Genomic DNA, 24,587 nt, shown 5'->3' on the forward strand with positions numbered 1-24,587 from the left:
TATTTAGCGAGATAAATTATCTAGCTTATTCAGAGAAATAGACTAAAACTATAAATCTTGAGCGCTATCATAGTTAGTCCTCCCTCGTCAGTTGTAATAAATAGTCGCTGTAATTGATACTAACTGAACGAAGGCTAATGATTCGACTCTTAGCATTTCCCTTTCATTTTTACCTTGCGCAGTTACGGGAAGTATATGGAAATACAACAAAAAATTTTAATTTTCATCAGTTTTACGCTGGTCACTCTGGGGAGTTTATTACTTGAGGGACTGCATCTTCCGAGCATTGTGCAGGCGGTGATCTTGGGCGCTCTTGCCTGTGTCTTAGTGGTGTGGGTGTGTTTGCGCGCATCTAAGGCTAAGCTCGACACCGATGAGGCAAACATTAAGGTATTACAAGAGCAAAGCATTCCCGCCCACGATATCAGTGTGCAAACCAGCAAAATGGCTATCGGTTCGGCTGAGGTGTCGCATTTTATTGATTTACTGAATAAATCAATTGAATCAAATGGCGAGCATGCCAGCGCCATTGCGGTTGCCGCGGGGCAATTGAGTCACACTACGGCCCAACTTGGCGATAATGCAGCCGATATTTTAGGTCAAGCTCAAGAGGCTGAGCGCGTTAGCGTGCAGGGACGAAGTCAAGCTCAGAAAGGTGTTGCGGCCATTCGTTCACTGAGTACGGATATTGATACCGCCGCTGAGCAAGTGCAGGCGCTTAAATCAAGAGCCGAAGAAATCCAAAAAATTACCGAAGTGATTAACTCCGTTGCCGAACAAACTAATCTGTTGGCGTTAAATGCGGCTATCGAAGCGGCTCGTGCGGGAGAGCAGGGTCGAGGTTTTGCGGTAGTGGCTGACGAAGTACGCAGCCTTGCGGGGAAAACGGCGGGTGCAACCCAAGATATTGGCAAAATGCTATTAGAAATCCGCAGTGAAACGGATAAAACTTCTGGGCTGATGGAAAGGGTCGTGACGCAAACCGCCGATGTGGTCGCCGCCATGGGCGAGTTAGACGCGCACTTCACTGAGATTTCGGCTTCTGTGACTCAATCGGCCCATGCCTTAGGTGATATGGAAGATTCACTCAAACAATATAACAACACTACTAACGACATTAGCCGCTCGGTGACTCAAATACGTGACTCGTTAAATTCGACGGGTAAACAGAGTCATAGCGTATCCGAGCAGGCCTTTACTTTATCCTTGACCACTGAGGGTATTTTTAAAGCGCTGTCTAAATGGGATACACAAACCTTCGATCAGCAGGTTCTGCAATTGGCGAATGTTGCCGCTAAAGCGTGCGGTGACAAGTTAGCACAAGGTTTAGTCAGTGGCAGTTTTAGCGAGGCTGATTTGTTTAATCCTAAATACCAACCTATTACCAATACTCAGCCGCAGAAATACAGCACGGCTTTCGATCGTTATACCGATCAGCATTTTCCAACGATTCAAGAGCCCATTCTGGCAAAACACAGCGAAATTATTTATGCGGGAGCCGTTGATAGGAAAGGTTATTTTCCGACCCATAATAAACGCTTTAGCCAAGCACTGACAGGCAAAGTTGAGGTTGATATGGTGCACAATCGAACCAAACGCTTGTTTAATGATCCGACAGGGATCCGTTGCGGCGCCCATACTGAACCTGTGCTATTGCAAACTTATAAACGCGATACGGGCGAAGTGATGCACGACTTGTCGGTGCCCATTTTTGTAAACGGTAAACATTGGGGCGGATTTCGAGTGGGATTTAAAGCTAAGTAGATTACTGATAACTCAAATTTAGGTTATTTACTCTAAAAAATGCATAAAAACGCATCTTTATTTGTGTCTTATATGTGATCGATAGTGGGTAATTGATTAACATAATAGAAATAGATTGGCATCTTTTTGCCGAAGTGCTTAAATAGCCCAAGGTGTACAGTATAAGACAGTATTGTATCCAATAAAAAATCATAAAATTTGAATAAGACCTTAAGTAATTGATTTAAAATGTTTAAAGTATCTTCCTGGATATTTTAAAATGTTGAGGACAGGGAGCTCTCTTGCGACGTAAATATAACGCAGTAGATGCTGCTTAATGTGAGTTAAATGTGATGCAAGCAAATCAAGCGACTGTAACTGTTTTATATTATGATGCGCCCGTAGGGTTAATTATGCACAACGCCGTATTAGGTAATTTGCCAGTGAGTGAAGCTGGGCGTGTGATGATACCTGCAAGTTTCCGCAAGGGAAAATCTATCATTGCTGTACTTGAAGGTGAGTGTAAGATATTGAATTCATTAGGCGAGCGAGTGTTTGCTCAAGCTAATATAGGTTAACATTTTAAACTAATCGTCATTCTTGGGACGAATAATTCACTTTGCTAAATTATCGTCCCGACATTTTCTGCAAAAACTCTATTCAATCCATCTATTTCTATTAATGTTAGCGCTTGTTCGCTTAATCATATTCGGTTAGTCATTCAGATATTTACTGTCCCACAAATTAACGCACTTTAATGGCAGACTTCTACCAGCAATTGGTCTGCAAGGTACTGTAAGGTTTCGGCATTAGGATGGGTGTGGGCGAAGGTTCTTAAACCATAAATTCCCATCATTAAATATTGGGCTCTTTGCTCGCTGCTGCGATCGCCTTGGAGGAGTCCTTGTAACGTTGCGGTGGCAAATTGTAGTGTGAGTGCTTGCTGCCAAGATTGTAGATATTGATTGATGATGTCTCGGATCTCAACATCTTGCTCTGCAATTTCATTTAACGCTTTTGTCAGTAAGCAAGCTTGGGCGCTATCGCAACTCAGACATTCAATAACGAGATGATCTAAGTAGGTTTTCAAATTAGTCAGCACATTCTCGCCATTGCCGAATAGATTGTTGAATTGCTCGTTTCTGTCGAGTTGATATTGCTCTATGGCCGCGATTAATAACCCGCGTTTATTGGTGAAGGCACAGTAAATCGACCCCGGATGTAATCCCGTGGCTTGAGTAAGATCTTGCATGCTCGTTTTGGTGTAACCCTTGTGCATGAAGGCGGCCATAGCGCCGCGAAGTACCTGTTCTCTGTCGAACTCTGCATTACGCATCGAATTTAATTCACTTGTATAGAAACGCTTAGGCCAGATTCTACCTAAATTTGAACAAACATTCAAAAATGAACTTGAATGATCGTTTAAATAATAATATCTTGAATGCATATTCAAGAATGGGACTGAGAAAATGACCACACAAACCACGCCAAATTCATTGGTAAATCTGTTCGATACCTACTCACTTAATGACACTATTACCTTAAATAATCGTATCTTAATGGCACCTTTAACCCGTTGTATGGCGGATGCTGATTTAGTGCCGACCGATGATATGGTTGCCTACTATGCACGCCGCGCTGAAGCGGGTTTGATCATCACAGAGGCGACGATTATTCGTCCCGATGCTCAAGGTTATCCCAATACCCCTGGTATTTTTACTCAAGCGCAAATTGCTGGCTGGCGTAAAGTGACCGATGCTGTACATGCCAATGGCGGTAAGATTTTTGTGCAGTTATGGCATACGGGCCGTGTTGCTCATCCACACTTTTTCGGTGGTGGTGATGTGCTTGCGGCATCAGCACAGAAGATTGAAGGCAGTGTGCCAAGAATGCGCGAACTGACTTATGTTACGCCAAAACCTGCCACACTTGAGGATATTCAAGGCCTAGTGCGTGATTACGCCAAAGCGGCGGAAAATGCCATTGAAGCTGGGTTCGATGGCGTCGAAATCCACGGTGCAAATGGTTATTTAATTGACACTTTCTTACACCATGATAGCAATCGCCGTACTGATGAATACGGTGGAACACCTGCCAATATGTCCCGTTTTGCGCTTGAGGTTGTCGATGCTGTTGTGGCTCGTATCGGCAAAGATAGAACCGGTTTACGGATTTCTCCAGGGGCTTATTTCAATATGGCGGCAGATAGTCGTGACCGCGAAGTATTCGATTACTTCTTGCCTGAGCTGGAATCCCGCGATATCGCTTTTGTGCATATTGGGATTTTCGATGACAGCATGGAATTCGATTATCTTGGTGGCAAAGCTTCAAGCTATGTGCGCGCCCACTATGGCAAAACCTTAGTGGGTGTTGGAAGCTACAGCGCTGAAACCGCCAGTGAAGCGATTGCGGCGAATAAGTTTGATTTGATTGCTATCGGTCGTCCATTCATTGCTAACCCTGACTATGTTGCTCGCGTGCGTGATGGCGTTGAACTGGTTCCTTACAGCGACGAAATGCTTGCAAGCTTAGTATAATTTCGCTTAATAGCTTTATAAAGAAAGGGTTAGCATGTGCTAACCCTTTTCGTTTGTCTCTCTCGTTTTTATTTAATCCGCTTTAACTAAGGATCTGAGTGCGGTGAGCTTTTGCTGAGCGATGCCAAAAATGCTCTCGGGAGAATATTGCCCTTGGCTAGGTGTGGCCGTTTGCGGCAAACTTCCTGCGGTTTTACCGAGCAGTAACTCCATTGCTTGAGTCACATGGGTAATAGCCCAAATATGGAATTCCCCCTGTGCCACTGCATCGACAATGTCTTTGCGCAGCATAAGGTTGGCCATGTTCGAGGCAGGAATAATCACCCCTTGTTCCGGCGTACGGCCTTTTATTTTGCAGACATCGAAGAAGCCTTCAATTTTTTCATTCACGCCGCCAATGGGCTGAGCCTCACCAAATTGGTTCATCGAACCTGTGATGGCAATATCTTGCCTAATTGCTTGCTCGCTAATAGCCGAGATAATGGCGCAGCATTCGGCCATCGACGCGCTGTCACCGTCCACTCCGCTGTATGATTGCTCAAAGGTGAGGTAAGTGGTGAGCGGGATTTGCGCCGTCTTACCTAAAACTGAGGCTAAATAAGCGGTTAAGATCAACACGCCCTTAGAATGGATCCTGCCTCCAAGTTTGACTCTGTGCTCGATATCCATCACTTCACCCTTACCAAACGCAGTGGTTGCTGTGATGCGATTGGGCATACCAAACTGATGATCTGAGGTCGAGATGACGGATAAGGCATTGATTTGCCCAACCACTTTGCCCTGAGTGCTAATTAAGGTGGTGCCGTTGGTAAAGCTTTGCATTATGTTGTCGTGAAGACGCGAGACTCTTTGCTCTTGATTTCGCAGTGCTTGCTCAACGTGCGGCACTAAAATTTGCTGACTGCCCGAAGATTTAGCGCAGTAGTTTGATTCCCGCAGTAGGTTGGCAATATTGGCTGAGTGTAGCGACAGTTTTTGTTGATCTTCGGCTTCCCGCGAGCTGTATTCGATGATGCGTGCTATAGCTGCACGGTCGCAATGTAGCATGTTGTTGTCGTGAACTATGCTCGAAATAAAGCGGGCATAGTGCGCCTCAGAAGTTGAGGTTCTGTCCATCACATCTTCAAAATCGGCGGTAACGCGGAATAACTCACTGAAGTCAGGATCATAGTGCTGTAACAGCTGATAAGTTTCGTGATCGCCAAACAGAATAATTTTTACATCTAAGGGGATAGGCTCAGGCGCCAATGAAATCGTGCCCGACAGTGACACTTCCCGCTCGAGCGAACTTAAATCGAGTTTGCGTGAACGCAGGGCGCGTTTTAACCCGTCCCACACGTAAGGGCGTTCTAACACTTTTACGGCATCCATCAATAACACGCCGCCGTTAGCTTTGTGCAGACTGCCAGAGCGGATAAGTGAGAAGTCGGTGAACACTGTCCCCCTGAAGGTGGCATTTTCCACATAGCCAAATAGGCTGTGATAACTTGGGCTTTCTTCTACGACAATAGGGAATTTTTGAGTCCCTTGAGCGACCAAAACGTTAACTTGGTAGCGGCGGGGCATTTTCTTTTCAAGGGAAGCGTAGGCTAGGCCCAGTTGTTCTTCACTTTCTTCTAAAAAGATATCTAAATTGTCTAAGATATCCGCCTGCATACCGGTTAAGAAAGTCCGCGCTTCTGGCTGGTGCTTGAACTTATCTTTGAGTGGCTTAATAAAATGGATTAATACTTCTTTGGCGACTTGTTCGTCATGCTCTTGCTGCTTGTCGCTGAATTCTTCTTCCCATTCAGTGATTTGGCGAATAATACCGCGCAGTTTAACTTCTAGGCCATTGATATTACTTTCAAATTGACTACGTTCAGTCTCTGTCAATGCTTCGAATGAAGCTTCGTCATGGGGTTCTTCACCATTGAGCGCTACCATTTGATAGTCGCCCTGCATGGTTAAACTGAGGCTGATGCCTTTTTGTTTCGCTTCTTCGGTTAATTCAGTGAGTGCGACTTCTTGTTTCTGTGATAATTGGCTTTTGAGCTTTTCGGTGCGGGCATAATACATTTCATTATCAAAGGCTAAAGGCATAGCTTTGACAAGTTTAAGCATCAACTTTTCGACGGCTTTTTTAAATTCAAGCCCAGTCCCTGCGCTCAGTTTCAGTACTTTAGGGCAACGGGTATCATCGAAATTAACCACATAGCACCAATCGTACAGGGTATGGTCGTTTGGCTCGTGACGGCTTAGGTAACGCAGCATCATGGTCCGTTTGCCGAGGCCGTTCTGACCTATGGCGTAGATGTTGTAACCCTTTTCTTTAATTCCCATTGCAAACTCTACCGCTTGCTGGGCGCGTTCTTGGCCGACAATATCATTGAGAGGTGTGAGTTCTGCTGTCGATTGGCAATCTGTGCTTAATTGGTCGAGTTCGCAAATGCGATATAATTGTTTACTGTTGAGCAGGGTAGCTTGGCTTGATACGACGTCAGTGGGCATAAATATCCTTGGTTTTTCAGCCTTATTATTTCCATTGTAGACAATAAGATAGCATTTTTGTCAATCAAAACCCTGTTATTGCTGATATATGTCTTTAGGGATGGTTTTCTCTCGCTAAGAAAGTGCTGAATTATCGGGGGAAGACTTAATTGATTAAGTCTAACTAATTGTTACTCAATAAACTTATCGCGATACTGACACTAAAATTTTGTGCTAAAGTAGCAAATGCAATGTTAGTTGGATTTACCCGTGCAAGCAGTCTGCTGAGTGTGAGTAAGTTAGTGTGAATTTTGATGGTTTGACCTCTACCACCCTAAAAGGTGGATATGATGGAGTAAGTTTTAGATCCAACCTTAGTGCCAATTGAGATCTATTGATTTGATGTTAAACGTAAAATTTTATGAGATTTTACTGCTTGGTTAACGTTTTCCCTCTGTCGCAATATTGGGCATGTGTTTAAGGTCTTACGGTATTCTCGCCGTAGGCCGATTGAGCAGTAACGAGATCTGAGTTGGCAAGATGATGATAGATGTACCTATTACGCAGCAACAGCTGGATAACTGGTTGAGTGACTTAAATTTAGTCGCTGAGATATCAAGCAGTAAAGCAATGTTATTAGCATGGAATGCTGCGGGTGAACTTAGCAGCATGTTAAGTTCAGACTCTGCGGCTGAAAGTGAAATACAGGCAATACTCAGCCACTTAAGTGGCAATCATTTGGCTACCTCCCAGCCTGCTATAAGCCAGTCCGTTGTGATGCCCTCAATGCTCACACCATCAGAAATCGTTTCCAATCCCTTTGATATTATTGATAAACCTACTATTTCCCCTCTAAGCAATGCTAAGTTGTCCAGCCTGAGTGAGCCGATTTCAGCATTGCCGCGATTAGGCAGTCATCAAATCACGGCTGCATTATCTGTATCACAGCTAACTGAGCAGGTACGTGAGCCTCTGTTAATTATGGATACTCGGCAGCACTCAGATTGGCACACTTGTAGCGCAATCGGCAGCGTGATTTGTTTGTCTCTCGCTTGGCCATCTGGGGCTAATTTTGGCTTTTTATGCTTCTATCACAACGAGGCTCAAGGTGTAGATTCAGAAACGCTACAACTCGCTAAGCTTATCAGCGATAGCATTCAACATCAGTTAGGCGAGATGTTGAGCCAACATAATGCGGCTGAAACATTAAGCCGAGGTTCACCGAGTCGTGTCAAAACGGTCGATTTACAAACTTTTATCGATAGTTTTGACGAACATATTTGGATGAAAAATGCCGCTGGCATTTACACTCTTTGCAATCGTAGTGTTGAGAATGCGTGGGAAATGCCCCGTAGTGAGATTGTTGGTAAATCCGATGTTGAACTCTTTGGTACTGATATTGCAGAGATTTTTCTAGAGGGTGATAGGCTCGCTATCGAGTCTGGTACGCCTATCATTGTCGCTGAGTGTTTAGATGGCAGTGAAGCTAAAAATCATCTTTGGTTAGAAACGCTAAAACTCCCAACACTCAATGCCAAGGGGGAGCTCGTGGGCGTTATCGGTATGACTCGCAACATCTCCAAGCATAAAGCAGTTGAAGAACAGCTGACACTGGCGACCAATGTGTTTAAAAACTCGGTTGAAGGTGTCGTTGTGACCGATCGGCATGGCAATATTACCGACGTTAACGGTGCATTTTTTGAGATCACAGGTTATGTGAGGGAAGAGTTACTCGGCCAGAATCCTCGGATTTTTAGTTCGGGTCGGCATGATAAAGATTTTTTCGATAAACTCTGGAATACCTTGTTTACTCAAGGTAAATGGAATGGCGAAATTTGGAATCGGCGCAAGAACGGCACGATTTTTCCGCAAAATATCACCATAAGCACTATTTATGATGACGTTGGAGATGTGCGTTATTTTGTCGCTGTGTTTGCCGATATTTCAGCCCAGAAAGAGAATGAAGCGCAACTCACACACTTAGCGTATTTTGACCCGCTAACGCATTTGCCCAATCGCATGAAGTTCATGATGCAGCTTAAGCAAGAAGTGCGACAAGCTAAGCGGCTGAATTTGCAATTAGCGACTGTGATGATTGATGTCGATCTGTTCAAGCATATCAACGACAGTTTTGGCCACAGTATCGGCGATGAAATGTTGGTCGAGCTCGCCAAGCGTTTACGCAGTCAAGTGGGTGATCAGGATGTGTTATCACGGATTGGTGGCGATGAGTTTGTGGCATTGATTTCAGGGATCGACAATAGTGCAGATACCGCAGTTGCCATAAATCAATTGCGCCAAGTGTTTGAGCAACCTTTTATTGTGAGCACGGGCGACCACTTACGTTTAACGGCGAGTATGGGCGTTTCTTTGTATCCAAATGATGGAACCGATGCGGACACTTTACTGCGTAACGCCGATGCAGCCATGTATCGCGCCAAAAATGATGGCCGCAATAATTATGCTTTTTATACAGAGTCCTTAACTCAACAGTCTTTTGAACATCTTAAGCTGCAAAGTGCCCTCTATGGCGCGATTGAGCAAAATGCTTTGTACTTAATGTACCAGCCAAAACTCGATTTAGTGACTCGACAAACCGTTGGATTTGAAGCATTACTGCGTTGGCACGATCCTCAACTGGGGTTGATTTCGCCTGCGATATTTATTCCTGTGGCAGAAAAAATAGGTCTTATCCATGAAATTGGCTTATGGGTGTTAGAAACCGCTTGCCGTCAAGGCATGCGTTGGCTTGGTGAAGGCAAACATTTTGGCCGTATTGCCGTGAACGTGGCAGGACAACAGTTACAGCGCAGTTCCTTTGTGGATGATGTGAAACGTGTCTTAGCTGAAACGGGTTTGCCCGCAAAGCATTTAGAGCTTGAAGTGACCGAAAGTGTGATGATGCAGAATCCTGATCTTGCTATCCGTGACTTAAAGCGACTTGGCGATCTGGGTATCGAATTATCGGTTGATGATTTTGGTACTGGCTATTCATCGCTCAACTATTTGAAAAAACTGCCTATTCATAAATTGAAAATTGATCAGTCTTTTGTGCGAGACATTCCCTTCGATACCAACAATACCGCTATCGCTAAGGCTGTGATTGCGCTTGGACATGCGTTGAAGCTGGAAATTATCGCCGAAGGGGTTGAAACTAAAGAGCAAGCTGATTTTCTGCAACAAAACCAGTGCGATCAAGCTCAAGGTTATCTTTTTAGTCGTCCGCAGCTAGCTGAAGATCTCGACGCATTTTTATCGTAAAACAAGTTTGCATATAACAATAGGACTAACACTATGCCGCTAGTCGCTTAGGGTTGTGTCTGCTAAAATTCTAGCCATTATTTTCAGTGGTTAACTGCAATGTCTTTTAGTGCCTTATCCTTAAACTCCACGTTAGTGAATACCTTAGCGGTTCTTGGCTATGAATCGCCAACGCCAATCCAGTTAGAAGCGATCCCTGCCATCTTAGCTAAACGTGATGTTATGGCTGGCGCCCAAACGGGTACAGGCAAAACCGCTGCGTTCGCCTTGCCTATCTTGCATCATTTGATGACACTCAGCCCTCTGCAAGAGTTAACGGCTGTGAGACACGTACGCGGATTAGTCTTAGTGCCGACACGTGAGCTGGCGGTGCAGGTACAGCAGAGTTTTGTTAAGTACGCTAAAGGGACTGATATTCGTATTGGCATCGCCTACGGCGGCGTGAGTATCGATGCGCAGGTCGCCGTGTTTAATGCAGGGATTGATGTGTTAATCGCAACACCGGGCCGCTTACTCGATCACCTTAGGCAAGGTGCATTAAATCTTAAGCAATTGAGTGTGCTTGTTTTCGATGAAGCCGACCGTATGCTCGACATGGGGTTTATGGATGAAATTCAAGCCGTGCTCAAGCAAGTGCCGAGTGACAGACAAACCCTGTTATTTTCTGCCACTTTAGATGCCGCTATCTTCAGCTTAAGTAAAACCTTACTGCGCGATCCCAAGTTGATTGAAGTTGCCAAGCGCAACACGACCGCTGCCGAAATTGAACAAGTGGTTTATGCCGTCGACGCCGACCGTAAAACCGAACTCGTCAGCCATCTGGTGCGCAGTAAAAACTGGCATCAAGTGCTGATTTTTAGCCGCACTAAGCAAGGTGTCGATAAACTGGTTCAGCAACTCAATAAAGCCGATATTATCACTCAGGCGTTTCACGGTGACTTGTCCCAAGGCGCGCGCGAGAAAGTCTTGCAGGAATTTAAACAAGGTAAGATCCAAGTGCTAGTGGCAACGGATGTCGCCGCCAGAGGCCTAGATATCGTCGAGCTAAAATATGTGATCAACTTTGAGCTACCCTTTATCGCTGAAGATTATATTCATCGTATTGGTCGCACAGGTCGAGCGGGTAGTGCAGGGCTTGCCATCACCCTCTTTAGTCAAGAGGACGCCCTATTATTGGAAGAAGTTGAAGTTGTGCTCGACAAGCGTCTACCCCAACAATGGTTACTAGGCTTCGAACCCGACTTTAATAAGATGGATACCGAACCTAGACGTAACGGCAAAGCGGCTCAGAAGCAAAGAGCGAAGAAACGGGCTTTGGGTGGAAAGGGGAAAAGGTAGGTTTTTAGATGTGGCGTCTGAATGGCTGAATCTAATAGAGATTAGATCAAGTGGTGACATGATTCATTTATTGACACCAGTTCAGTTCCCACCGCCGCATTTGAATCGATAGCTCGAAATAAGTAATCGCATGAAAGTTCAAACAAAAAGGGCTTAACCTTGCGGTTAAGCCCTTCTGGTAAAATTGGTGGAGGCGGCGGGACTTGAACCCGCGTCCAGAACACCTACATCCAAGGCACTACATGCTTAGTCTCTCTTTTAATTAACCCGAATAAACTCCGAAAGACAGGATTTCATCGGGCGAGTCCGGTACTATTTCGCGGTTCACCCCCGGACGGAGTTCCCTCGCTATCAAATGTAAGATGACCATCTGTATACACCGCCCATTTGAGAGACCTGTGTCAGATGGCTAGCTAGCCTAAGCTGCTAGAGCGTAGTTATCGTCGTTTGCAACTATAACTGTGCGGCTTTTTACGAGGCCAACCGCCCCTCGGCATGCTCCCAGGGTTTCGTGAATCCTGTCGAATCCAGAATCGCCCCCAAGAATTTGATTGTAACCCGTAGCACTATGATCACCTAGCATCATTTGCTTCAAGTTCAATCGTTTGTTCATTATCCGTGCGTTTTTTCTTTTTTCATCACGCGGGCTTTTTCAACTTCCCATTCACGCGCTTTAGTATCTTCGCGCTTATCGTGATCTTTCTTACCTTTACCTAGGCCAATTTCCACTTTTACCCATGCACCTTTACGCCAGTACATTGAGATAGGAATAATAGAGTAGCCTTGGCGCTCAACTAAGCCCGCTAGTTTATCTAGCTCTTTACGGCTGAGTAGCAGTTTTTTCAAACGTAGGGGATCGCAGACAACGTGTGTCGATGCCGTATTCAAGGGAATAATGGTGCAGCCATGCATAAAGGCTTCGCCATTTTTCAGGAATACGTAACAGTCGGACAAGTTGACCTTACCCATACGGATAGATTTCACTTCCCATCCCATAAGGGATAGGCCGGCTTCCATTTTCTCTTCGAAACGGTATTCGAAGGTTGCGCGCTTATTACGTGCGATAGTCGCAGGCGCGGCTTTGCTTGAATTTTTCTTTACCATAGTGGCGCCATTATACGCACGGTGAATCAATTTGGTATTGATATAAGGTTTTATTTAGTTAATTTCAAGCCTCTATCGTGTTATTGCTGGTTTTTTGAACGTGATTAGGGGGTTGAGTATCAGCCTAAGTGCACAAGGGGTGCGTTTTTTACGTATCGTGATAAAATCCGTGCAAATTTTGATTGCTGGCCTAAGTTGTTTATTGCACGTGCGTTATTTTCGTGCGTTTGAGTTTGCTTAGGTCGCTGTGAATACGTTAGTGAAGAGTACTAAGTCCTATGCCGCAAATTTCTCGAAGTGTGTTAGTCCGTTTTAGTGCGATGCAAATGTATGACTTAGTGAATGATGTCGAGTCGTATAAGGAATTTTTACCCGGTTGTGTGGGTGGTAAAGTCTTAGAATTTGATGGTAAGACTATGCTGGCATCTGTGGATGTGAGTAAAGCGGGGATCCGTAAGACATTTACGACTCGCAACCAAGTGGTTCCTGGTAAGAGTATTGATTTAACATTGGAAAATGGGCCCTTTAAGCATTTATTGGGGCAGTGGCGTTTTACTGAGCTGACTGAAGAGGCCTGCAAGGTAGAATTCGAGCTGAGTTTTGAGTTTTCAAGTTCGTTAGCCGATATGGCCTTTGGTAAAGTGTTTAATGATCTTATGGTATCAATGGTGACGGCATTTACGAGTCGCGCTAAGGTGATTTACAGTGACAAATGAGACAGATAAGTTTGTAGTTGATGTGGTTTACGCCTTGCCTACACAGCAAAAAGTGATTTCGGTGAATGTGAATCCCGGCACGTCGGCGATTGAGGTGGTGCGTTTAAGTAACATAGTGAGTTTTTTTCCTGAGATCGATTTAGAGACGGTTAAGCTCGGTGTGTTTAGTAATGTGGTTAAGCATGACCAAGTGATTTTACCGGGGCAAAGGGTTGAGATTTATCGTCCTTTGATTGCTGATCCTAAGGATGTGCGTCGTCGCCGAGCAGATAAAGCTAAAGATGAAGGCCGCGCGAATAAAGTGACGGGCGGACGGGCTTAAATACTGACATCATTGCTCAATAAAAAAGCGCCCTTGGGCGCTTTTTTGTATTTGATTGACTGAGAAGAGCATAAGCAAAGTTTAGGATATTACTTAATTGGTTTTTGAACTTGCGCTTCAGCTTGATTTTCTTTCACTAATGGCTTTTCATCGGCGCGCTGTGCTGGAATTTGTGGCACTAGCTCAGTTTTATTACCTGTTGGCAAGCTGCTTTGTTCTAGCGGCGTACTAAATTCTTTGCTCAGTTCATAATCGCCTTTCACTGAGGTAAGTTTATCGCCCGTAAAGTGCAGTATGAGTTCTTTATGCGTAATGCTGGCATCACGCCCACTCTTGTAGTGATACACATAGTACCAAGTATCGTCAGCAAAACTATCTCGTAATACCGGACGGCCGAGAATGTATTCGGCTTGTTCTTTGGTCATGTCAATGCGCAACTTTTCAACTTGTTGCGGTTCCATGTAGTTGCCCTGTGGAATATCGGGCTTATAAATCAACCAATCGAACACGCTACAGGCACTGAGTGAAACAGAGAGCGCCACAGCGCCCAGTAGGGTAAGACTTTGCTTTTTATTGATCATTGTATGCGCTACTTCTGAAAATCTGGCGGCCATAATACCCAAGCATTCCCCCTCATGACAAGGGCAATCGGGCTTTGCAACCGTCATAGATCGAATTGTGTGACTTTTCGACCCAGTATGTTGGCTTTAGTTCTCAATCTTTAAGGATATTTATTCGCTGAAGTCATATGGGGTTATGAGTATGATTTTCTGCTTCAGAGCCGTACAGGTTTACTGCTGGCTGGATTGGGAAAAGAGTAAATGTGAGCGATTTCTTCTTTAAAGCCAAGCAATTAGTTAGCAAGTCGATAGACAGTATGTGTGGCGATAAGCATAGTAATCTCGTTAAAATCAGATTAAAGTTACCGATATGTTTTTATTGTGTTCTTGTACTGTGGCTTTTTGCCGTAAGTTTGCAGTGTTCGAAATAAAATAGTGGGATAGATGCATTGGGTTCTTTAGTTTGCGTAGGTACGGGTTTACAACTGGCCGGACAGATCAGTGTGATGAGTCGTAGTTATATTGAGCACGCTGATGTCGTGTTTTCACTCTTGCCCGATGGTTTTTCGCAGCGTTGGATCCAGAACATTAATCCCAATGTCATCAATTTACAGCCGTTTTATGCACAAAATGGTGAAGATAAAAATCGCCGAGAAACCTACGAACAAATGGTTAATTCTATATTGGAGGCCGTAAGGGCTGGCAAAAAAACCGTTTGTGCGCTCTATGGTCATCCTGGAGTCTTTGCCTGTGTTTCCCATATGGCGATTACACGGGCGAGGGCAGAAGGGTTTTCAGCGAAGATGGAGCCGGGGATTTCGGCCGAGGCGTGTTTATGGGCTGATCTGGGTATTGACCCCGGCAGCTCTGGGCATCAAAGCTTTGAAGCTAGCCAGTTTATGTTTTTTAATCATGTGCCCGATCCGACAACCCATTTATTGTTATGGCAAATTGCGATTGCTGGTGAACATACCTTAACTCAGTTTCATACTACGAGTGACAGGCTGCAGATTTTGGTTGAACAACTGAATCAATGGTATCCGCGAGATCATCAAGTGGTGATCTACGAAGCTGCTAATCTGCCAGTTCAAGCCCCTAGAATTGAGTATTTGCCGTTGAGTAAGCTGCCCGAGGCAAACTTGTCTCCGATCAGTACTTTACTGATCCCGCCAGCAAAAAAACTCGAATACAACTATGCTATTTTAACTAAATTAGGCATTAGACCTGAAGATTTAGGCTAATTGCGAGTGCTGTACTTCTGAGCTGAATTCGGGAGTCACCATATAAATAAGGAAAGGTATGTCTGCATTATCCGATTTTTTTATCCAGTTAGGCCAAGATGCACAGTTGATGGAAGCGTATCAACAGGACCCTGAGGCCGTAATGCGCGCCCATGGGTTAACTGATGAAGAAATTAGCGCTGTAATGACTGGGGATATGACAAAACTAAAAGTTTTGAGTGGCGACCAAAATTATCAAACATTTATTTTAGTCAATCATGGTAATAATTAACTAATCTTGAAACGGTTACGTTGTGCCCTATTAGCCATCTTCGCCTTGTGTTCGACAGCTTTGATGGCTAACTCTCTCGATTTTGATCAGGCACTCAATGAGCTTGATGTATTACTGCAATCTGATCTTAGTGCTGCGCAGAAAAAGCTTGCCGAATATGAGAAAGAATTCAGTCGTTTAACTACAATACAACAAGGGCGACTGAGGATAGATAGAGCGATAGGTTATTTTTTCATCGGTGAATATACTAAAGCGTTAGATGATCTTCACCAAGCCGAAACCTTAGTGACAAATACTGATTTATTGGCGTCAGTTTATAGTTACAAAGCCACGGTATATATAGGTATGCGTGACTATGACAAAGCCTTGGCTGCAGTCGCTCAAGCATTAGCCCTAGTGGTGAATATTGATGATGTCACGATTAAACGGCACTCATATCTAAGAATTGCCAATATTTATTCCGAAATGGACGCTTATAGCGATATGGGCCTTTATGCCAATAAGGTGCTACAACTCGCAAAGGAAACCGATGTCCGCGATATTTGTCATGCCAAATTGTTGCGCGCTATTTATTTACTCGGCGTGAAAAATCCCGACGCCTTCGATGTCTTCGAAGATAGCCGTCAATACTGTGATGCGAAGCAATTCCCCCTTTTGGCGACTATGTCGATGAAAGGTAAAGCTATGGTTTTGCAGGAGCGGGGCGACTTTTTAGGTGCGAGAGCGATTCTGCTATTAGCTTTAAAAGGGTATGAAGCTTTTCAATTTCAGTTAGAAATTAGCCATGTGCATGCACTACTTGCCGAGAATTACTTTGCCATGGATGAGCAGGTTCAAGCGAAAAGTCACGCCGTTAAAGTGCTTTCATTCCCCGATGATAATAGCTACATCGAACATAAGCATATTGCATATAAGGTATTTGCCGAACTGATGGCGGCGGATAAACAATTTGAGCAAGCCTATGAATACACAAGAAAAGAACAATATTATAATCAATTGATTTTTGACCAATCTAGAATGAAAACCCTCGCTTATCAGGCGGCTAAGTTTAATGCTGATGAACAGTCGCGTGAAATCAATTTACTCAATAAAGAGCGTGAACTTTACATCGCTCAGCAAATGGTAAAAGAGCGGGAATACACCAATATGCTGATGTTTATCACTATTCTAGTGGGTGGGCTGTTCTTCCTTGGGATTTTGTTAGCCGTAGGTCAGATGCAGAAACGTAAGTTTATGCGTATGGCGAGAATGGATGCCTTAACAGGCATATTGAATCGTGGTGCAGGGCAAGAGTTGGGAGAAAACCTTTTTGTGCAAGCCATGGCTCGTAGCGGGGATTTCTGTGTCATTTTATTCGATTTAGATTTCTTCAAACGTATCAACGATTCTTTTGGTCATGGAACTGGCGATTGGGCGCTTAAAAAGGTGGTTGACTCCCTTAAATCCCATATCCGAAATGGTGATGTTTTTGCTCGTATCGGCGGTGAGGAGTTTGCAATTTTATTACCCTATGCCGATGAAGAGAAAGGCATGGAAGTGGCGGAGCAATGTCGAGCTCGTATCGAGGCCATTGATACCCAACATTCAGGGCATAAGTTCGTCATAACGGCGAGTTTTGGCGTGAGCGGTTTAATGGCTGATGATCTGAGTTTGGATCCATTATTTCACCGAGCCGACATGGCGCTCTATGCCGCTAAGGCCAATGGCCGCAACACCGTAGTACGCTATTCTGACATATTAAAATGTGACAAGCAGGCAACTGATTTACGGCGTCATATCGCATCGCCCTCTGTGTAATGCAAGTCGAGTGAGCATTTAGTCTCATCCAGAGTTGGTAAGCCCTTACTGGTTTTATCCTTCCTTAGTTTATTGCTCGTTTTTTATTTTGCAGCCACTCACTAAAATGCAATAACAGTCTAAGGTGTCTCTAAGCGCTCTTTTACTCTGCTTTGTTGCTCCAGTTGATTTCCCCCACGCTTAAGTGTTTTCCGTATCAAAAATTTCTTATTTTTAATGAATTGCCTTGACCTTGTTAATAAATAAATGGGATATCATAGCTGATAATTGCCTAGCTATTGCTGGGTCCTTACATAGAACAATGCGCATTCCTTTTTCCGTTGGAGCCTTCATGGAACAGTCGAGTTTACTCACGTCGGTGCTGCTATTTTTATTGGCGGCGGTTATTTTTGTTCCCTTGGGTAAACGTTTTGGCGCGGGCCCTATTCTTTCCTATTTGGCCGCAGGGATTATTTTAGGCCCAGGTGGTATGGCGTTGGTTTCTGATCCTGCAGCCGTGTTGCATTTTGCCGAGTTAGGTGTGGTACTTATGCTGTTTGTACTTGGACTCGAATTGAATCCAAGTAAATTATGGGAACTTCGCAGTGCTATCTTTGGTTTAGGCAGTGGTCAGCTGTTGTTGTCATGGGCTGCGATTGGAGGTTTGGCTTGGGGCTTTGGCTTGTCTATTGAGGCGGCTTTAGTGGTTGGTGCCGCGCTATCTTTATCATCGACAGCCTTTGCCGTGCAGTTAATGAGTGAGCATAGGTTGCTCACAACCCCACTTGGACGTGATGCTTTTGGGGTCTTGTTAATGCAAGACCTTGCGGTTATCCCTATGTTGCTGCTGACAGCATATTTGGCGCCCAATTCTGCTCAGATTGAACATCATGCCGTGCCTTGGTACTGGACGTGTCTTGCGCTCGTTGGTTTTGTGTTAGTGGGTAAATATTTACTGCCTAAATTCCTTAAACTAGTGGCAAGCAGTGGGGTGCGTGAAGTGCTCACCGCTTTTGCATTATTGTTGGTCATGGGTAGCGCTGAGTTAATGGAGTGGTTGGGACTTTCCGCGGGTATGGGGGCATTTTTGGCGGGTATTATGCTCGCTAACTCAAGTTATCGGCACCAGCTCGAAACTGATATAGAACCTTTTAAAGGCTTATTGCTTGGGCTGTTTTTCATGGCTGTCGGTATGAGTATGGATTTGAAATTATTGATATCTGATCCGTTGCTTATTCTGGGCATTTTAATGGCTATGTTGCTGATTAAAACCTTTGTGCTTATGGTGCTGGGGCGCATTCGGCACCACAAATGGCGACCGAGTATTGCATTGGGATTGATCCTTGCAGAAGGCGGTGAATTTGCCTTTGTGCTGTTATCCCAGGCGCAGTTATCTGGCATTGTCGGCGATAAAATTGCGCAAGTCCTTGTGCTTGCTATTGGTTTGTCTATGGCGGTGACGCCGATATTGTTTACCCTGTTTCGTGCGACTAAAGCCAAAGTGGTGGATACTCGTCTGCCAGATACGATTAATGTCACCGAATCTGAAGTGGTGATTGCTGGATTTGGTCGAGTAGGCCAGATCACGGGGCGTATTTTGGCCTCATCAGGTATCCCTTTTGTCGCATTGGATAAGGATGCGAGCCATGTGGATGTGATTCGCAAATATGGCGGTGAGGTCTATTTTGGTGATGCCAGACGCTTAGACATGTTGATGTCAGCGGGGATTGCTCGGTCTAGATTACTATTGCTTGCCGTGGACAGTGTTGAGGATTCCATTGAAATTGCTCTGCAAGTGAAAACGCATTTTCCCCATATCAACATTGTCGCGCGGGCGAGGGACCGTAACCATGCTTATCGTTTGATGAGCCTTGGGGTGACGGATGTGTTTCGTGAGACCTTTGGTTCGGCGCTATCGGCCAGTGAGAAGATTCTCCAAGGTCTAGGTTTATCGCAGGTACAAGCCAACGAGCGGGTAAAAATTTTTGCTGAACATGATAAGAAACTGGTGATTGCGAGTGCGGCTCATCAAAATGATTTAGCGACGTTAATCAATCTATCGAATAAGGGTAAGGCAGAGTTGGAATCCCTCATGCGTGGCGATAGGGAGAATGTGAGCTAATGTTGTCACTCTGATTTGGATATAAAAAGAGAGCATAAATGCTCTCTTTTTTATTGGTTTACAACATCAAATTTAACGCTGATGTTTAGGTATTAAAAGCTATAGCTGTATTGCAGTTTGACGTTGCGTTCTTCACCCGGCATACCACCGAGGAACATGGCTTTACTGTAATAGTCTTTATTGAAAAGGTTATTGATGTTTAACTGGATTTTCCAAGAATCCGCGTTGTAGCTCACCGCCGAGTCAACGACGGTATAGCTAGGCACGTAACCGTCTGGAATACCAAATGAGCTTGAGTGCGTACTGCGATCATCGACAAATTTTGCACCAAGGCTCAGCTCGATTGGGCTTGATAATCTAAACCAATCCGCGCCATAGGTAACCCAAGCACTGGCAGTGACATAAGGCACACCTTTTTGACGGCTGTCGTAATTTGCGACGTCATTCGGGTTTTGCTTATCCCTTGCATCTTGGTACATGCCATTAAGGTTAACGCGCCATTGATCATTCAGGTGGGCATTGAGATCGAGTTCGACCCCCTGAGTATCTTCGCTGCCATCGTAAAAATACACGGGAATATTAGGGGTTAATATGCCATTGGTATAATCAGGGTTGTTATAGGCGACATTAGTACGCGAGCTTTTAAAGAATACCAGTGAGCCAAGCAATTGATCCTCAAATGCTTTAAAGCGCATACCTAGATCATTGCTAATTGATTCTGAATCATCTCGGTCGGTAGCATTATCTTTTACTGCATCAAGTACACTGTAAGCGGTTCGCCCTTTAGAATGGTTGATGAAAAATGATAAATCCTCAATCGGCATGTAGGTTAACCCTAGGTTATAGGTCATACCGTTATCTGTGGTATCAGCTTCTGGTGTCGCTTGGGATTGGCTAGTGCTATAGCGTGGATCAACACCAAAGTGCTCATAGGCTTGTTTAATTTCATTAAAGGCAACACCAATACGTGTGGTAAAGCCGTATGGCAGATAACTGACATGTTGTAAGCCTACGCCCCAAGCGCTGACTTTTTTGTCATAGTTAGCGGTTTTGAGTGGGTCATAGTCCTCGAATTTACCTGTGCCCCAATTAGGATTGCGGATGTCGTATATATAAGGCAGAGATCCTTGGTAAATGATTTTGCCATCTTTGTTTTTAAAGATTTGATCCGCATCGTAGATAGAATATTGCTGGAAGCGAATATTACGGTCTTCATAGTTGGCATTGACCAATAATTCATTGTCTATATTGCCAATTTGGAAGTCATAACGTAAATCGGCAAAGTACTGCCACGAAGTCTCGTCGGCATCCACTTTACGGTATTCCTGACGTCTTGCAGCAAAAGGATAAAGTTCGCCGTTTTCAACTAAAGGCGCGCGGGGATCAGCGTTGATCGGGTTTTTGCCTTGTTTCCAGTAGACGTAGTTATAAGCACCTGTTTGGCGGGCGAAGCCTGAAGTGTAGTCGCGATACTGTAATTGCTGATTAAGAAACAGACTATCGTTGAAGTAAATATTATGGGTTAGTTTAAATCTTAACTCTTCGCCTTCATTGTCCTTCGCCATGGGTGAAATCAGCCCTGCATCACCAAACGAATAGGGCCTTAAGCCATCAGCGCCCGACAACGAGGCCGCTAACTGCTGACGCTGTGCATCGGTCAGTTGTAGACCCTTACCACTTGGATCGTTGATTAAATCCTGCCAAGTGACCTCTCCCGCGCTCTTACCGCCGACTGAATCGGCATTGTAAATTCGAATCGGGTGGCCAATAGAGTCAACGGCAATAGCATCTTTGATGTAAGCACCTGAAAGCATTAAATCTTGGCTATCACTTAATACCCATTTCAAGGCGCCATAGATTTCGTCTCTGTCTGTACCTATATCGCGATAGCCATCACTGCGGCCGGATTTTGCCACTAAACGGTAGGCGACATCATCGCTCAGGCCGCCCGTGCTATCCAGAGCAAGGGAGTAGGTATCCCATTGCCCAACTTCGGCGGTAAATTTGTTTTTTGACTCGAATTGCGGTTTTTTCTCAATTAAATTGATGACGCCGCCAGCACTCCCCATGCCATAGAGTCCAGTCGCTGGGCCTTTTAATACTTCTACGGATTCAACGTTGGTTAAAGAGCGCGTGGGGTTGAAAGTGTTACCAAGGCCAGCACCGCCATACATACCGTCATAAGTGTAATTTGCGCCTAAACCACGGATGACTATGTTGTCACCGATGCCATAGTTATTACCCGCTTGAGTCACACCACTGATGTTACGGATCAAGTCTTGCAGATTATCTGTACCTTGGGTTTCGATCAGTTCTTGGTCAACAATTACAACTGCAGCGGGTGTTTCCATGAGAGACATGTCGGATTTAGTCGCTAGCCCTGAATTTTTCACCACTGAGTTTTGTCTGCCATAAACCGTGATGCGCTCAACGTTGGCTTCAGTATTTGCTGATACCGAGTTAGCTTCGGCGGATGCAGTTTGCGATAAAACGGAAAGGCAGGCGAGTGCAGTTAGTGACAAACGAAATGATTTCATTAATGGTTCCCCCAAATAAATAGGTCGCGAATAGTAATGATTTGCATTTGAGTTGGCAACATATGTTTCAGATGTCGTGGTTGAAATGTGCAGTGCTGCGAATAAGTGTTACGAAAAGGCATGTATTTGAGGAAGTAAGGTATGGGTTCTCGCAGGAGAAAAGCTTCATAAAAAGTCGCGTCTAAGCTCCATCCCGCTGTAATGTCAAATTTGTTTCATTTTTTTTATAAAAAAGTGATTTATTTTTTGAGTTAACCATCACATCCCACCTTGTTGATCGGGAAACGCAACCTAGTACTTAGTTTGAATCGCACACGACACTTATTTCGTTTACGTAAACGTCAAAATGAAACGGTCGTTTTAATTTGTGGCAATAGCAACAGTCTTTATCATTATGATTTATATGAATTTATCTGGCTTACCTCTAGGTTAGTTCAAAACATTGAGCATTTTCTACTTAGGTCTAATAGAGTAAAAATGATGTAATAATTAATTTACTATTAGTTATTTAATTACGTAATTAATTACTTTGCGTATTGATTGGTAAAGTTGTCTGACAAGTTTCATTTAACTGCAATTTCCATATGTGATTAAAATGTTTAATTGCATATTTATCAGTTATTTGTTGTTTATTTTATTGCTTGGTCAGACCAATTTTAGCATGGTTTTTACTTAGGTTAATGCATGTTTTTGTCAATCTTGGACTGTTGCAAATACAAACGTTTGTCGGTAAGTTTTAGTTCGAAAAAAACATTTGATGGTTTTTTGGTGAGTTTATAAGCAGTGGTGATTGGGGATGCTACTGCTTTATATGTCAGCGTTAAGCCTGTGATAGTGGAGCCTCTTGGGAGGGCATCAAGATGACGGAACACACTTTGAGTGAACAGCAATTGAATTCGACACTGGGTAAAGCTACAGCAAACGCCACGCTTAATATTGTGGGTCGTGACATTCCAGGCCAAGAAGTCATATTTACCGAAGGGGCTGTCGCCTTACTCGAATCCCTTTGTCGTGAATTTGCCGACGAAGTACCTGCCTTACTCGCTAAACGTAAAGATAAACAAGCACGTATTGATAAAGGAGCATTACCTGACTTTCTGCCTGAAACCCGCGCTATTCGTGATGGTGCATGGCAAATTCGCGGTATTCCCGATGACTTGCTTGACCGCCGCGTAGAAATCACAGGTCCCGTTGAACGTAAGATGGTGATTAACGCACTCAACGCCAATGCCAAAGTGTTTATGGCCGACTTTGAAGATTCCTTAGCACCGAGCTGGGAAAAAGTCGTCGAAGGTCAAATCAATCTACGTGATGCCGTGCGTGGTGAGATTGAGTACACAGCACCGGACACGGGTAAGCACTATAAATTAGGACCAAATCCTGCAGTGCTTATCTGCCGCGTTCGTGGTCTGCACCTTAAAGAAAAACACGTGCAGTTTAATGGCAAAGCGATTCCTGGCTCACTGTTTGATTTCGCACTGTATTTCTACCACAACTATCGCCAACTTTTGGCCAAAGGCAGTGGTCCATATTTTTATATTCCTAAGTTAGAAAGTCATATTGAAGCGCGCTGGTGGGCAAAAGTGTTTGCTTTTGTTGAGGACAGATTCTGTCTGCAAGCGGGCACGATTAAATGTACTTGCTTGATTGAGACTTTGCCTGCCGTGTTCGAAATGGACGAAATTCTCTATGAACTACGTTCCAATATCGTCGCACTGAACTGTGGTCGTTGGGATTACATCTTCAGCTATATCAAAACATTAAAACGTCATAGCGACCGAGTCTTACCGGATCGCCAAGCCGTCACTATGGATACGCCTTTCTTAAGCGCTTATTCAAGACTCTTGATTAAGACTTGCCACAAACGCGGAGCTTTAGCGATGGGCGGCATGGCAGCCTTTATTCCTGCTAAAGATCCTGCTCAGAACGAAGCCGTATTGCAGCGAGTTCGTCGAGATAAAGAGCTTGAGGCGCGTAACGGCCACGATGGCACTTGGGTAGCGCACCCTGGCCTTGCCGACACCGCTATGGGGATTTTCAACGAATACATAGGCCAAGATCACTGTAATCAATTACATATTACCCGTGATGTCGACGCGCCAATTCTGGCTAGTGAGTTACTTAAAACCTGCGATGGTGAGCGCACTGAACAAGGGATGCGTCTGAACATTCGTATCGCCCTGCAGTATTTAGAGGCGTGGATCAGTGGCAATGGTTGTGTACCTATTTACGGCTTAATGGAAGATGCGGCTACGGCTGAGATCTCTAGAGCATCAATTTGGCAATGGATCCAACACGGTAAGTCGCTGTCAAACGGCAAATTAGTGACCAAACAACTCTTTAAAGACATGTTGGTTGAAGAGCTGTCGAACGTGAAAAAAGAAGTGGGTAGCGACAGATTCACCTATGGCAAATTCACTCAAGCAGCGGTGTTGCTTGAAGACATTACCACCTCCGACGAGCTGGTCGATTTCTTAACCTTACCCGGTTACGAAATGCTGACAGCTTAGAATGAGCTCATTTGCTTGAACCGTTTTAGGTAAACCAGATTTAGCTGTGGCGGGGCTACCGCCAACCAAACAATTTAGCA

General features: G+C 44.4%; 17 protein-coding genes and 1 other RNA gene. 12 read left to right on the forward strand and 6 right to left on the reverse strand.

Features of this window, described 5'->3' with window-relative positions; genetic code table 11:
• Positions 1-195 precede the first annotated feature (195 nt).
• The gene (locus tag HUB64_RS11795; protein WP_173497041.1) at positions 196-1,764 is read left to right on the forward strand and encodes a methyl-accepting chemotaxis protein; all 1,569 of its coding nucleotides are present in this window, start codon (positions 196-198) and stop codon (positions 1,762-1,764) included.
• A gap of 332 nt (positions 1,765-2,096) precedes the next feature.
• The gene (locus HUB64_RS11800) at positions 2,097-2,321 is read left to right on the forward strand and encodes a TIGR02922 family protein (RefSeq protein WP_028760777.1); all 225 of its coding nucleotides are present in this window, start codon (positions 2,097-2,099) and stop codon (positions 2,319-2,321) included.
• 176 nt (positions 2,322-2,497) lie between these two features.
• Here the strand turns inward: HUB64_RS11800 and HUB64_RS11805 are convergent, their stop codons facing one another.
• On the reverse strand, positions 2,498-3,079 hold the full coding sequence (locus HUB64_RS11805; RefSeq protein WP_173246058.1) for a TetR/AcrR family transcriptional regulator: 582 nt from the start codon (positions 3,077-3,079) through the stop codon (positions 2,498-2,500).
• Positions 3,080-3,212: 133 nt separating this feature from the next.
• Here HUB64_RS11805 and HUB64_RS11810 point away from each other — a divergent pair, with 133 nt between their 5' ends.
• On the forward strand, positions 3,213-4,280 hold the full coding sequence (locus HUB64_RS11810) for an alkene reductase (RefSeq protein WP_131523010.1): 1,068 nt from the start codon (positions 3,213-3,215) through the stop codon (positions 4,278-4,280).
• Between the two features lie 72 nt (positions 4,281-4,352).
• On the opposite strand, the gene HUB64_RS11815 is transcribed toward HUB64_RS11810, so the two are convergent.
• Positions 4,353-6,770 carry a Lon protease family protein gene (locus HUB64_RS11815; RefSeq protein WP_173497042.1) on the reverse strand — a complete coding sequence of 806 codons (2,418 nt, stop codon included), beginning with the start codon at positions 6,768-6,770 and terminating at the stop codon, positions 4,353-4,355.
• Between the two features lie 519 nt (positions 6,771-7,289).
• Here HUB64_RS11815 and HUB64_RS11820 point away from each other — a divergent pair.
• Positions 7,290-10,010, forward strand: a complete 2,721-nt coding sequence (locus HUB64_RS11820) for a bifunctional diguanylate cyclase/phosphodiesterase (RefSeq protein ID WP_254451412.1) — start codon at positions 7,290-7,292, stop codon at positions 10,008-10,010.
• 99 nt (positions 10,011-10,109) lie between these two features.
• Positions 10,110-11,348, forward strand: a complete 1,239-nt coding sequence (locus HUB64_RS11825; protein WP_173497043.1) for a DEAD/DEAH box helicase — start codon at positions 10,110-10,112, stop codon at positions 11,346-11,348.
• A 185-nt stretch (positions 11,349-11,533) separates the two neighbouring features.
• Here HUB64_RS11825 and ssrA read toward each other — a convergent pair.
• Positions 11,534-11,889, reverse strand: a transfer-messenger RNA (tmRNA) gene (gene ssrA, locus HUB64_RS11830).
• A 71-nt stretch (positions 11,890-11,960) separates the two neighbouring features.
• Complete coding sequence (gene smpB / locus HUB64_RS11835; protein ID WP_006080832.1) at positions 11,961-12,452, reverse strand: SsrA-binding protein SmpB; 492 nt, start codon at positions 12,450-12,452, stop codon at positions 11,961-11,963.
• Between the two features lie 278 nt (positions 12,453-12,730).
• Here smpB and HUB64_RS11840 point away from each other — a divergent pair, with 278 nt between their 5' ends.
• Both HUB64_RS11840 and HUB64_RS11845 read left to right on the forward strand, forming a co-directional pair.
• Positions 12,731-13,168, forward strand: a complete 438-nt coding sequence (locus tag HUB64_RS11840; protein WP_028760728.1) for a type II toxin-antitoxin system RatA family toxin — start codon at positions 12,731-12,733, stop codon at positions 13,166-13,168.
• The gene (locus HUB64_RS11845; protein WP_106651167.1) at positions 13,158-13,490 is read left to right on the forward strand and encodes an RnfH family protein; all 333 of its coding nucleotides are present in this window, start codon (positions 13,158-13,160) and stop codon (positions 13,488-13,490) included. The genes HUB64_RS11840 and HUB64_RS11845 overlap by 11 nt, the downstream gene beginning before the upstream one ends.
• A gap of 89 nt (positions 13,491-13,579) precedes the next feature.
• On the opposite strand, the gene HUB64_RS11850 is transcribed toward HUB64_RS11845, so the two are convergent.
• On the reverse strand, positions 13,580-14,071 hold the full coding sequence (locus tag HUB64_RS11850; protein ID WP_028760727.1) for an outer membrane protein assembly factor BamE: 492 nt from the start codon (positions 14,069-14,071) through the stop codon (positions 13,580-13,582).
• 428 nt (positions 14,072-14,499) lie between these two features.
• Between HUB64_RS11850 and HUB64_RS11855 the strand changes: the two genes are divergently transcribed.
• The 4 genes from HUB64_RS11855 to HUB64_RS11870 all read left to right on the forward strand — a co-directional run bounded on the left by HUB64_RS11855 (position 14,500) and on the right by HUB64_RS11870 (position 19,460).
• Positions 14,500-15,291 carry an SAM-dependent methyltransferase gene (locus tag HUB64_RS11855; protein WP_173497044.1) on the forward strand — a complete coding sequence of 264 codons (792 nt, stop codon included), beginning with the start codon at positions 14,500-14,502 and terminating at the stop codon, positions 15,289-15,291.
• Positions 15,292-15,349: 58 nt separating this feature from the next.
• A complete protein-coding gene (locus tag HUB64_RS11860) occupies positions 15,350-15,562 on the forward strand; it encodes a hypothetical protein (RefSeq protein ID WP_173497045.1) in 213 nt (70 codons plus the stop codon).
• A gap of 63 nt (positions 15,563-15,625) precedes the next feature.
• Positions 15,626-17,359 carry a GGDEF domain-containing protein gene (locus HUB64_RS11865; RefSeq protein WP_173497911.1) on the forward strand — a complete coding sequence of 578 codons (1,734 nt, stop codon included), beginning with the start codon at positions 15,626-15,628 and terminating at the stop codon, positions 17,357-17,359.
• A gap of 331 nt (positions 17,360-17,690) precedes the next feature.
• The gene (locus HUB64_RS11870) at positions 17,691-19,460 is read left to right on the forward strand and encodes a monovalent cation:proton antiporter-2 (CPA2) family protein (protein WP_173497046.1); all 1,770 of its coding nucleotides are present in this window, start codon (positions 17,691-17,693) and stop codon (positions 19,458-19,460) included.
• A gap of 92 nt (positions 19,461-19,552) precedes the next feature.
• On the opposite strand, the gene HUB64_RS11875 is transcribed toward HUB64_RS11870, so the two are convergent.
• Positions 19,553-21,997 (reverse strand): TonB-dependent siderophore receptor, encoded by a 2,445-nt coding sequence (locus HUB64_RS11875; RefSeq protein ID WP_173497047.1) that lies wholly within the window; start codon positions 21,995-21,997, stop codon positions 19,553-19,555.
• Positions 21,998-22,857: 860 nt separating this feature from the next.
• Between HUB64_RS11875 and aceB the strand changes: the two genes are divergently transcribed.
• On the forward strand, positions 22,858-24,507 hold the full coding sequence (aceB, locus tag HUB64_RS11880) for a malate synthase A (protein WP_173497048.1): 1,650 nt from the start codon (positions 22,858-22,860) through the stop codon (positions 24,505-24,507).
• The last annotated feature ends 80 nt before the right edge of the window (positions 24,508-24,587 follow it).

Source organism: Shewanella sp. ISTPL2, from assembly GCF_013283205.1.
GTDB lineage: Bacteria > Pseudomonadota > Gammaproteobacteria > Enterobacterales > Shewanellaceae > Shewanella > Shewanella oncorhynchi.